Below are 11,968 nucleotides of genomic sequence, written 5' to 3' on the forward strand. Positions count from 1 at the left end.
ACGTTGAATAAAATCATTAGGTTGCAAATCCTCGGGACAAGCCCGAGGGTGACGCAGGAGCGTCTGGCGTTCTTCGCCATTCATCGCATGGATGCAGCGCCCGACCTTCCGCTTAAGACGAGGCCGCACCCGCATCCGGCGGCCGCTGCAGACGGGAGGCGGCGGCCTTGATTTTCGGCCACCAGCGCCGAACCCGGGTCAGGACGGCATGGCGACCATTGCGCCAGATGCTGACCGTATCGGCCGAGACGGCATTACCCGTGAACAGGTGACGGTGGCGGTTTACCGCCAGCACCCGGTAGAGAAACAGGGTCGTCAGGGCGGAAAACAGGATGGACATCACCACATCGCTGAGGAAATGCCCACCGGCCGCGATGCGCAAGCCGGACATGAGGATGATCATGCCGGCGGCAGTGCTTCCCATCACGAACCGTCCGCGCCATTGCAGCCGGGGCCAGACGAGCACGCAGAGCGGCAGAAAGAAACTGGCGATCAGGGCGGTTTCACCTGAGGAAAACGAGCAGTTTGAATAACATTGCGTGCTGAACTGGAAAGGCGGCGTGAAAAGTTGCTGCCCGCCGAATTCGGTAATGCTGAACGGGCGCGCACGACCGATGGTCGCCTTCAGCACGCCATTGACGAGAAGACCGGCGCAGAGGATCACGGGTCCGCACAGGAAGGCCCAGACGCGCCATCCGGTTCTCTGCAGCGGACCCAGCCGCAGATTGCCGACAAGGATCACGAAGACCAGAAGAGTGGCAAGCTCCGTACCTTCGCGCAGCGTATCTCGCAGCCATTCGGGAAACGGTTCACGGCCGGACCATGGCTGCTCGACGGGAGAGAAAAACAGCGCGGAGAACCTGAGATCGATGGAGGGGAAAGTCGCAAACAGGATGACGAGCGCCAATGTGGCGAGTGTCAGCCAGATCGTGATCCGCATATGCGAAAGATCATTATCCATTGCTGCCCTCCGGCATGCATTGCGGTAGCAGGCGCCAGAGGCCGATTTCCCTGCCCTCGAGGAAACCCGGCCCGGCGGTCCAGCGCGCAACCGGCGCTTCGCCGACAAGGCAGGCCGGCAGACCATCCGCGCTTGCCAGGAACAGGGGATTTTTCGCCTCGCCAGCTTTCAGCGGATAAAGAAGAGCATAGTGACTGGAGGGCACGCCTGTTTCGGGCAATGCCCGCGCCAGCACCTGTTTTTCGTCCCGCAATTGATAAAAAAGCTCGGCCAGTATCGAACGATCATTGGCGACGATGGCATCCGCCCCCGCCTCGCGCGCCCGTGACAGGCCGGTCGACACCAGCTCGGCGCGCCCGAGATACCGCGCCATCGCCAGTTCACCTTTCGGCAGGCGCAATTGCGTTCCGGCAATGGTCATCAGCGGCAGCACGACGGCCACGATGCCACCAAGCACCAGGGTGGACACGGTGAACCAGCGCCGCGACGCCAGCACCGGCACCGCCAGAAGCACGCCGGCCGCATAGGCTCCGACCGCCCAGTTGGCGAGCGCCCGCGACATCAAACCCTGCGCGGTGATCAGCAGAACGATCGGCACCGAAAGCGCGACCAGCGCCCGGGCTTCACCGGTCCTGGCGCGGATTGTCGCGACGATCATGCCAGCGAAAACGAATGGTCCGACCACGCCCGCCTGCGAGAAGAAGAACTCCAGCGCGGAGCCGATCTTCAACTGGACGCCATGCCAGTTCGCATTGTCGGCCGTGTGGCGTGCGGTCATGAAATCATGCGCAGCGTTCCACCACAGATTGGGCGCGATGACGGCAACGCAGACCAGTGCCGCAATCGCCGCGTCACGCAGCCGGATGCGCCATGCCTCGCAAAGCCAACCGGCTGCAATGAAGCAGGGCAGAAAATAGATCATCGCATATTTCGACATCAGCCCGAGGCCGAAGCAGAGACCGAGAGCGATGCTCCAGCCAAACGCCGCCCTGCCCTCGCTACGGGCGAGCGCAAGCTTCCGCACCGAGATCATCGACAGCACGATGAACAGCATCATCGGCGTATCGGTCGAGATCAGCAGGCTGCCGAGCGTCACGGCCGGCAAGGTCAGATAGATCACCGCAGCCAGCGAGCCCAGCCTGACATCGTAGATCATACGGCCCAGCACAAGGATCGCCGCCGCCGCCACGCCATGCACCACGGGTGCGGCCAGCCGCACCTGAAAAGTGCCCTCGCCGCCGCCCAGAATGGTTGCCGCGCGAATGAGCCAGCCGATCAGCGGCGGCTTGGAATAGGCGCCGAGCGCCATCTCGCGGCCCCAGAGCCAATATTGCGCCTCATCGACAAAAAGGTCGGTGCGGTTGAAGGCCAGACCAAGGACGCGCAGGGCGGTTACGAGGACAATCGCTGAAAACGCAAATGTCAGCCATCGGCGCTCATCGCCTGCCTGCGCATAAGGCATCGTCGCCGCCTCATGCATGCTGGCGGCGTTCTGCATGAATCAACCAGAGATTTCGGGCATAGATGAAGAGGCCGGAGGCCTGCCCGATGATAAAGACCGGATCGCGCCGCCAGATGGCGTAGGACAAAAGCACCAGACCGCCGATAACGGAAAAATACCAGAAGGCCACGGGAATGACCGAGCGGTTGGCCCGTTCCGAAGAAATCCATTGAACAAGAAAACGCATGGTAAACAGCATCTGGCCCATGAAGCCGGTGCAGACCCACAGAAATTCCTTCCAGCTGTTCACATGCAGCATGGACCATAAAGCCGGTGCATTCACGGCAATGTCTCCGTTTTGAAAGTTTCAGCCCAGCTTGACCGCTTGCGCCGGCGCAAAAGCCAGGCGACACCGATCAGATCGTGGATGCCGACAAGCGCGCGGCCGATATTGGTGTAATGGGAATTTCCATGCAGCCGCGCCCGGTGCGTGACGTCGACATGGGCAACCTGCCAGCCGTCACGACTGAACAGCGCCGGAAAATAGCGGTGGTGATGATCGAAATAGGGCAAGGCGAGATAGGCGTCGCGGCGGAAGGCCTTGAGACCGCAGCCTGTATCGCGCGTGCCATCCTTCAATATCCGCGCCCGAAGCCCGTTGGCGAAGCGGGAGGAAAGGCGTTTTCCAAGCGTATCACGCCGGCCGACACGCTGGCCGGCGACGAGGCCGAGCCGGCTCGGGGCGCTGGCGGACAGAAGCGGCGCGAGAAGTGCCGGCAGATTGTCCGGCGGGTTTTGCCCGTCTCCATCAAGCATACAGATAACAGGCGCACGCGCCGCCTGCACACCGCTATGGATCGCCGCCGATTGCCCGCCCTGGCGGTCATGCCGCACGAGCCGCAACATCGGATAACGGTCACCGAGCGCAAGCACCGCCTGGACCGTGCCGTCGGCAGATGCGTCGTCCACCACCACGATCTCGAAGTCGCCAACCGGCTGGCAGGCAGCAACGATCTCCGCCACGAGCGTTTCGACGCTCGCTTCCTCATTGTGCATCGGCACGACAACGGCGAAATCCGGCCTCGGTCTCACGCTGGCTCCGTCATATCCGTCTGCATTCAGTCCGCAGACATCATTGATAGTGGCGAGAGAAGGAGCGCGAAAAGCTTGCATGAACATGAACAGCCGTTGAACTTCACCCGATATGCGCCCGTTCTATTGCAGTTTTATTACGGGAAACGCCTCAGTGGCGGCCGGTTATTTTTTCACGGTATGCGGGAAATAATCGTACAATTCGCAGTGCTTTTAACGCGGCCGTAAGCAATTTTTGTCACCGTGCGCTCACGTTTTTTTGGGGGAGGAAACAGGATGCCGGGTGGGAATCCGACTGCTGTAAAAGCTAAATCATTGTCGATAAAAGCCAAATTTGCTGCGCTCGTCACGGGTGCAACGCTGGTTTCATGCCTGTCCGTGGGGTTGTTGTCCTACGAGATGGGCAAGTCGGGCCTGATCGACGCCAGCGAAATCAGGCTCGAGACGGTTGCAAGCAACCAGTCCAAACAGCTTGACGCCTATACTTTGCGCGTCGAACAGAGCATTTCCGAACTGTCGCAAAACGCCGCGGTCGCGCAGGCACTGGAGACGATGACCACAGTTGTGCCGACGGAAAGGGATGCGATCCTCCAGGCTTTCCGCCGCGACGGCGTCTCCGAGGAGGAGCGCGCCTCCTTCAACGGCGAAGGGTTGCGACTGCTTTATGCCATTCGCCATGCCACGATCAATTCCACCATCGCCAGCGTCTGGCGCAACACCCGCGTCAGCGACATCTATGTCATCGATAAGAGCGGCCTCATTATATACACCGTGACCAAGGGGAAAAACTTCCTGACCAGCGTGACGGAACCGCAGAACGCCGCGATCAAGGAGCTGTTCGACCGCATCGAGGCCGGCAAGGACGGTGTCGTCAGCACCACCGGCTTCAGCGGTGGGGAAAATGATTCGGCCATGATCGGCATGCCGCTCGCCGTTTCCAACTGGGGCCAGCTGCAGCGCAAGGGCGCCGTCATCATGCGCATCGCCGCCGATCGCATCGGCGCAGTCGTGACGCCCGAGGAAACCGGCAAGACCATCGATGACGCCGTTCTTCTGAACGCCGACGGCAAACGCCGGGCTGGCGTTCTTTCGGGCGGCGCGGATGCCGCCGTTTCCGAAAGCCTCGCGGCTCTTTCCAACGCAAACGAGGCCGGAACGGTGATGGCGCAGACGCCTGCGGGCAACATCTTCTATGCCTATCGCCCGGTCTCCGTCTTCGGACAGAAACATCTTCTGGCCATTGGTCAGCAGGAGAGCAAGGTTCTCGCCGCCGCCAACGATCTCGCCTTCTGGGCGACGCTTGCGACACTGGCCGTGCTTGCGATCATGACGCTGATCGGCATTTTCGTTTCCGCTGGTCTCACAAAACCGCTGACCGGCCTTGCCGGGCTGATGGAGCGCCTGAACGGCGGCGAGAACAATATCGAGATCAAGGCCGTTTCGCGCGGCGATGAGATAGGCACCATGGCGCGCGCGCTGGAATCCTTCCGGCAGGGCATTCTGGACAAGCAGCGCATGGAAACGGAAGCCCATCGCAAAGGCGAGGAACTGGACGAGGAACGCGCCCAGCGGGAGATGGAAAAGGCAAGAAGCGCCAGGGAACTGGAAGAAGCCGTCGATGCCCTTGCCACCGGTCTTGCCAATCTTGCGGCCGGCAGGCTCGATCTTCGCATCGAGAAATCCTTCGTGCCTTCGCTCGATCACCTGCGCGTCGACTTCAACAACTCCATGGCGGGCCTGGAAGCGACGATCTCCAATATTGGCGAAAGCGCAAACGCCATCCGCTCGGGCTCCGGCGAACTGAAAAGCGCATCGGAAGACCTGTCGCGGCGCACGGAACGCCAGGCCGCAGCCCTTGAGGAAGCGGCCGCTGCTCTCGGAGACATGACGCAGGCTGTCAATCTGTCCTTGTCGCGCTGCAATGTCGCCGTCGAGGCGACGGCGGGCACGATGCAGGACGCCCATAAATCCACGGCGGTCGTCAAAGAGGCGATCGTTGCGATGGAACGCATCGAGACCTCGTCGGCCAAGATCCGCCAGATCATCGACGTCATCGACCAGATCGCCTTCCAGACCAATCTGCTGGCGCTGAATGCCGGCGTGGAAGCCGCGCGCGCCGGAGAAGCCGGAAAGGGCTTTGCCGTTGTGGCGCAGGAAGTGCGCGAACTCGCCCAGAAATCGGCAGCCGCCGCCCGTGACATCACGACGCTCATCGCCACCTCTGCGGGTGATGTGGAAAGTGGCGTGGCGTTGGTGCTGAAGACCGGGGAAAGCCTGGAGCAGATCCAGAAGCGCATCCAGTCGGTCAACGACCAGATCGGTGAAATCGCCACCGCATCGCGCGAACAGTCCGGCCGCCTCAGCGAAATCAATGCCTCCGTCAACGAACTCGACCATGTGACGCAACAGAACGCGGCCATGGTGGAGGAAACGACAGCCGCAGCCTTCTCGCTATCCAGCGAGGCGGACGGTCTGACCGAACAGGTGGGGCAATTCTCCGTCGCCGCCGTAAGGCAGCGGGATCAGCGTTACGCGGCATAAGTCGCAACGAAAAAGGCCGGAGGCAAAACCTCCGGCCTTTTATTTTGCCTGAAAACCCGATCCGGGCTCCCAGGGGCCGGAGCCCCTGGGAACACGCCGGCTTGATCGTGATGATCCGTCGCCGGCTTCCGGGGAGGAACTCAGAAGAAGCCGACCTTGTTCGGGCTATAGGACACGAGCAGGTTCTTGGTCTGCTGATAATGATCGAGCATCATCTTGTGGGTCTCGCGACCGATGCCCGACTGCTTGTAACCGCCGAAGGCGGCACCTGCCGGATAGACGTGATAGCAGTTCGTCCACACACGGCCCGCCTCGATGCCCCGGCCGGCCCGGTAGGCAATGTTCGTATCGCGGCTCCACACGCCCGCGCCCAGACCGTAAACCGTGTCATTGGCGATTTCGAGCGCTTCTTCCACCGTCTTGAAGGTGGTAACGGAGACAACGGGACCGAAGATTTCCTCCTGGAAAATCCGCATCTTGTTGTTGCCTTCAAAGACGGTTGGCTGAATGTAATAGCCATCCTTCAGATCACCCGTGAGCGTCTTGCGGTCACCGCCGGTCAGAACCTTGGCGCCTTCCTTCTTGCCGATCTCCAGATAGCTCATGATCTTGTCGAACTGTTCCTGCGACGCCTGCGCGCCCAGCATGGTCGACGGATTGAGCGGATCGTCCTGGCTGATGGCCTGAACGCGCTTGATCGCCTTTTCCATGAAGCGGTCATAGATCGATTCATGAACCAGCGCGCGTGAGGGGCATGTGCAGACCTCACCCTGGTTAAGCGCGAAGAAAGCGAAACCTTCGAGCGCCTTGTCGAGGAAGGCATCGTCCTCGTTCATCACATCGGCAAAGAAGATGTTCGGCGACTTGCCGCCCAGCTCCAGCGTGATGTTGGTGACGTTATCGGCCGCATAACGCATGATTTCCTTACCGACCGAGGTGGAGCCGGTGAACGCGATCTTGGCGATGCGGTTGCTTTGCGCCAGCGGCTTGCCGGCTTCCAGGCCCGTGCCGTTGACGATGTTGAGGACGCCGGGCGGCAACAGATCTTCGATCAGTTCCATCACGACAAGAATGGAGGCCGGCGTCTGTTCGGCCGGCTTCAGCACCACGCAATTGCCGGCGGCAAGCGCCGGCGCAAGTTTCCACGCGGCCATCAGGATCGGGAAGTTCCACGGAATGATCTGGCCGACGACACCGAGTGGTTCATGGAAGTGATAGGCGACTGTGTCATTGTCGATTTCGCCGATCGTGCCTTCCTGTGCACGGATGCAGCCCGCGAAATAACGGAAATGGTCGATCGTCAGCGGAATATCCGCATTGGTCGTCTCGCGCAGCGGCTTGCCATTATCCCAGGTTTCGGCCCGTGCGATGAGATCGAGATTGTCCTCGATACGCTGGGCGATCCTGAGCAGGATGTTGGAGCGTTCGGTTACGCTGGTCTTGCCCCACTTCTCTCTTGCCTTGTGGGCGGCATCCAGTGCGAACTCGATATCAGCCGCATCCGAGCGGGGAACTTCGCAGATCTTGTGGCCGGTGACCGGCGAAAGATTATCCATGTAGCGGCCGGATTTCGGCTCCACCCATTTGCCGCCGATGTAATTGCCATATTTCAGCTTGAAGGGCGCTTCGCCCGCTTTCTGCTGAACCTGAATATTCATGATTTCATCCTCCCTGATGAAAACGATCCGCGACGGACCGCATGGGAGAAAGGTGAGCCTAGATGGCGCGGTTCGGTAGAGGGGCGGCGCTGTTCCGCAGCGCACATTGTCTCACATCTGCGACAAAGGCGCTCCGATCCGGCATGATTGGCCGGATCGCAACCGCCTGGACCTCAATGCACGTCGAATTTCTTCATCTTGCGATGAAGCGTGGCGCGGCTGATGCCGAGCAGCGAAGCCGCTTGCGTGACGTTGCCGTTGGTGCGAGACAACACACGCCGAAGCGCCGAGCGTTCCGCTTCCGCAAGGTCGGAACCGCTGTCGTGGCGCTGCTCCTGCAGAATATCCGCAGCGGGCAGGCCCTGCGCGATAAGGGTATCATCAAGCTTCAGCGCAAGGCGTGCGGCGCGGGTTGCACCCAGCACAAGATCGTCCTGATCAACCGCAAGCAAAGAAATCGCAGCGCCAAAACCACTCGGCACGACAACGATGCGCGCGCCCGGAAAGGCGCGACGGAAAAGATTGCCCTCGATGCGCTGCGCCGCATCCTTCACCGCCTGGGTGACGAAAGAGAAGGTCATCTCGTTGATGTCATCGCGGCAGGTGGAAATATCGAGTGCGCCCGTCACCCGGCCGGTATGGTCACGAATGGGCGCCGTGGTGCAGCAGAGTTCGGTATTCGACGTGAAGAAATGCTGGTCGCGATAAACCACCACCGAACGCTCATCGACGAGCGCCGTGCCGATGCCGTTGGTGCCCACGCTCGCCTCGCTCCAGACAGCGCCGGACCAGAGACCAAGCGCTCGGAACTCTCGGTCATCGCCGGCCGCACCGCGTCTTTCCAGGGCAACACCCTGCGCATCGGTCAAAAGCAGGCAGCAGCCGGATTTGCCGACACTTTGGAAAATGCGGTCAAGTTCATCCGTGCTTTCGGCAATCAGGCCGGCCGCACTTTCACGGGCGCGGCGGAATTCATACTCGCTGAGAAAGATCGGCTTGCGGTTTTCCTCCGGTGCAAGATGATGTTTGACCATGCAGCGACGCCAGGAGGCGACAATCGGAGAACTTGCGGCGGCGGAACGGTGGCGCGCGGTTTCATACACGCGTTCCGCATGGGCGATGTCTGTCGGCATACGCTCCTCCCAAAGCTTTTCGGCGATGGTGCGCTGGAAGCGTTCACGTTTCAACAAAAAATTTCGCGACCACCATTGCCGGGCGCAACCGCGGGCTGCGCCAGACTATCGGACCGCCTTGAAATAACGCCGGCCGGCGCTCGCTTCCGTTTCATCTTCGGCCGAGAGAAACGTATCGTCCACGAGATTGGCGATGGAGGTCAACGGTCCGGGCTTTCCGAAAAAGAAGCCCTGCACCTGCAGGCAGCCTTCACGCCGCAGGAACTCGATATGGGCCTTGGTCTCGACCCCTTCCGCAAGCACCGGAATGTTGAGGCTGTGCGCCAGAATGAGCGTCGAGCGAACGATCGCCTCCGACTGCACGTTGGTCGACAGGCCATCAATGAAGGCGCGGTCGATCTTGATCTTGTCGAAGGGGAAACTCTGCAGGGTCGAAAGCGAGGAATAACCCGTGCCGTAGTCGTCCATCGCGATCTTGACGCCGAGCGACTTGAGTTTGCGAATGGTAAGGAGCGCGTGGCGATGGTCGGCGATAATGCTGCCTTCGGTGATTTCCAGCTCGAGCCTTTCCGGCGCAAGCCCCGTCTCGGCAATAATTTTCTCAACCTTGTCAGGGAAATCATTATCCGCAAGCTGCTGCGGCGCGACGTTTACGGCGATGGCAAGCGATTTTTTCCACTGAGCGGCCTGCACGCAGGCTTCTCGCAGAACCCATTCGCCCAGTTCGACGATAAAGCCGGTCTGTTCCGCGATCGGAATGAATTCGGTCGGGGAGACCATGCCGCGTTCCGGATGGTTCCAGCGCAAAAGCGCTTCGAAACCAACAATGCTGCCGCTTTTGGTGTCGTTCTGCTGCTGGTAATAAAGCTCGAACTCGTTATTGGCGAGGCCGCTGCGCATGGCGACGGCAAGCACGTTACGCTCACGCGCGGCCTCGTCCATGGATTTGTCGTAAAAGCAGATCGTATCGGAAGTACCGCTTTTTGCCCGGTACATGGCGACGTCAGCCTGGGCCATCAGCGTATCGGCATCGATGGAGCCGGTATTGCGAACCGATATGCCGACACTTGCGCCGACCGAAAATGTCTGCCCGTTCCATTCCACCGGCTTGCTGATCTGCTCGATCAATCGCTGGGCGAACTCCGCACCGTCGGCGCGGGTATAATAGGAATGGGTCATCGCCACGAATTCATCGCCGCCCATGCGGGCCAGGAACTCCCCGGCTTTCAGCACGGAACTCGCACGGTCGGCGATGGCGCGCAGCACCGCGTCGCCCGCCGCATGGCCATGCACGTCATTGATTTCCTTGAAACGGTCGAGATCGATGGACAGAAGCGCGGTATGCGCGCCCAGCGAGACATGGCGCGTGCGACGATTGAGATGCTCGATGAATGCCGCCCGGTTGGGAATGCCCGTCAGCGGATCGTGCAGCGAAAGATGACGATAGCGGGCAACCGCCTGCTGGGTGGACTGGGCGTCGATGACATAGGTGGAAAGCCCGAGCGCCAGAAGCAGCAGCGTCACCGCAATGGCGCCTCCGCCCATGATGGCCGGCGGCAGCAGATTTTCCGGAATGATGATGCGCGGGTCAAACGCGAAGGACATCGAGGCCATGCCGGTATAATGCATCGAGGCAATGGCGAGGATGAGAAACGCCACCGCGCTATATTGGCAGAAACGGTTGAGAGGCCGGGCAATGCGATTGACCGCAATGGCGCCGAACACCGCCCCTAGCACCAGCGAGGCGATGACATAGGCCTGATCCCAGAAAATCATGCCCTGAACATTATAGGCCGCCATGCCGGTGTAATGCATGGCCGCAATGCCGAGGCCGAGGATCATGCCGCCAGCTTCCACCAGCACGCTGCGCCCGCCATAGGCGGAAATGCCGAAGCCGGCAGTCGTTGTGGTAATGGCGATCAGAAGCGATAGCCCGGTCAAATAGGGATCGTATCCCACGTCACCCGCGGCGACATAGCCCAGCATCGCCACGAAATGGGTGGTCCATATCGCCGCCCCGCCATTGACGCCCGCCAGAAACAGCCAGTTGACCTTCTGCACCCCCGTTGCCAAGCGTGCTTTTGAAAAAAGGCGCATCGAAACGAAACTACCCAGCATGCAGACGAAGACCGCTGCGACGGTGTATCGATAGTCGTGATCGATGGTGAGGCACTGGAGAACTTTGAGCATTGTCATCTACGCAATTGGAATTCTGCGCAGCCATATCATTCGCCAAGTTTTCACCCGGTTTATGTGCATGGATAAGCGTATATTAAAAGTTGCAACACACGGATGAATTAGTGAATACTAATAAAATTATAAAGCGGCACCCGTGAAAACGGGGCCACTCTTGTCTTTGGCTTCCGTTTGTATTATAGCGCCCGCACCCGTGTAGACACCCTTGGAGGCAACGCGGGCGGGATGGCCTTTGGCCTCTCCGGTTCAGGTCGCTTCGTTCGGCATGAACTCTCCATATAACCTCGAAAGGAATTGCCATGAGCAAAGAATCGTATGAGCTCAAGGCCGAGGCGCGCGAACGAGTTGGTAAGGGGTCCTCTCGTGAACTTCGCCGCAACGGTTTGATTCCCGCTGTCATCTATGGTGACAAGCAGGCCCCCATTTCCATCGCCCTGTCGACCAACGAAGTCACCAAGCGTATCCACGCTGGCGGTTTCATGACGACGGTTGCGATCATCGACGTCGACGGCAAGAAGATCAAGGTTCTCCCGAAGGATTACCAGCTTGATCCGGTCCGCGACTTCACCATGCACGTCGACTTCCTGCGCGTTTCGGGCAACACGCTCGTCAACGTCGAAGTTCCGGTTCACTTCGTCAACGAAGAAAAGTCGGACATCAAGATCGGCGGCGTTCTGAACATCGTTCGCCACACGGTGGAATTCCACTGCCCGGCCAACGACATTCCGGAATTCATCACCGTTGATCTCGCTGGTCTGAAGATCGGCGACAACGTTCACATTTCGAATGTGAAGCTGCCGAAGAACATCACGCCGGTTATTGCCGACCGTGACTTCACGATCGCAACGATCGTTGCTCCGGCTGGCGGCGTTGCAGAAGAAACGACTGAAGAAGCTTCCGAGGAATAATCGGCGACCGCAAGGCCCGATAGCTTTGAAGAATGAGG

At 60.0% G+C, this 11,968-nt stretch carries 9 protein-coding genes; 2 read left to right on the forward strand and 7 right to left on the reverse strand.

The window, feature by feature from the left end; genetic code table 11:
• Positions 1–112 precede the first annotated feature (112 nt).
• From QRN60_RS10925 to QRN60_RS10940, 4 genes are read right to left on the reverse strand one after another with little or no spacing between them, the layout of a single operon-like run.
• Entirely contained in the window at positions 113–961 is an 849-nt protein-coding gene (locus QRN60_RS10925; RefSeq protein WP_004430315.1) for a phosphatase PAP2 family protein, read from the reverse strand.
• Complete coding sequence (locus QRN60_RS10930; protein ID WP_165000637.1) at positions 954–2,459, reverse strand: ArnT family glycosyltransferase; 1,506 nt, start codon at positions 2,457–2,459, stop codon at positions 954–956. The genes QRN60_RS10925 and QRN60_RS10930 overlap by 8 nt, the downstream gene beginning before the upstream one ends.
• The gene (locus tag QRN60_RS10935) at positions 2,434–2,721 is read right to left on the reverse strand and encodes a lipid-A-disaccharide synthase N-terminal domain-containing protein (RefSeq protein WP_020011353.1); all 288 of its coding nucleotides are present in this window, start codon (positions 2,719–2,721) and stop codon (positions 2,434–2,436) included. Before QRN60_RS10935 ends, QRN60_RS10930 begins: the two co-directional genes overlap by 26 nt.
• A gap of 20 nt (positions 2,722–2,741) precedes the next feature.
• Positions 2,742–3,581: a glycosyltransferase family 2 protein gene (locus tag QRN60_RS10940; RefSeq protein WP_112293529.1), complete on the reverse strand. Its 840-nt coding sequence runs from the start codon at positions 3,579–3,581 to the stop codon at positions 2,742–2,744.
• Between the two features lie 189 nt (positions 3,582–3,770).
• Here QRN60_RS10940 and QRN60_RS10945 point away from each other — a divergent pair, with 189 nt between their 5' ends.
• Entirely contained in the window at positions 3,771–6,035 is a 2,265-nt protein-coding gene (locus QRN60_RS10945) for a methyl-accepting chemotaxis protein (protein WP_129564917.1), read from the forward strand.
• A 140-nt stretch (positions 6,036–6,175) separates the two neighbouring features.
• Here QRN60_RS10945 and adh read toward each other — a convergent pair whose 3' ends face one another.
• The 3 genes from adh to QRN60_RS10960 all read right to left on the reverse strand — a co-directional run bounded on the left by adh (position 6,176) and on the right by QRN60_RS10960 (position 11,016).
• Positions 6,176–7,693 (reverse strand): aldehyde dehydrogenase, encoded by a 1,518-nt coding sequence (gene adh, locus QRN60_RS10950; protein ID WP_004430297.1) that lies wholly within the window; start codon positions 7,691–7,693, stop codon positions 6,176–6,178.
• 173 nt (positions 7,694–7,866) lie between these two features.
• A complete protein-coding gene (locus QRN60_RS10955; RefSeq protein WP_004430294.1) occupies positions 7,867–8,826 on the reverse strand; it encodes a helix-turn-helix domain-containing protein in 960 nt (319 codons plus the stop codon).
• Between the two features lie 105 nt (positions 8,827–8,931).
• Positions 8,932–11,016, reverse strand: a complete 2,085-nt coding sequence (locus QRN60_RS10960; RefSeq protein WP_107675828.1) for a putative bifunctional diguanylate cyclase/phosphodiesterase — start codon at positions 11,014–11,016, stop codon at positions 8,932–8,934.
• A 305-nt stretch (positions 11,017–11,321) separates the two neighbouring features.
• Between QRN60_RS10960 and QRN60_RS10965 the strand changes: the two genes are divergently transcribed.
• Positions 11,322–11,930: a 50S ribosomal protein L25/general stress protein Ctc gene (locus QRN60_RS10965; protein WP_004430287.1), complete on the forward strand. Its 609-nt coding sequence runs from the start codon at positions 11,322–11,324 to the stop codon at positions 11,928–11,930.
• The last annotated feature ends 38 nt before the right edge of the window (positions 11,931–11,968 follow it).

It is taken from the genome of Agrobacterium sp. CFBP2214 (assembly GCF_030209895.1).
GTDB classification, from domain to species: Bacteria; Pseudomonadota; Alphaproteobacteria; order Rhizobiales; family Rhizobiaceae; genus Agrobacterium; species Agrobacterium radiobacter.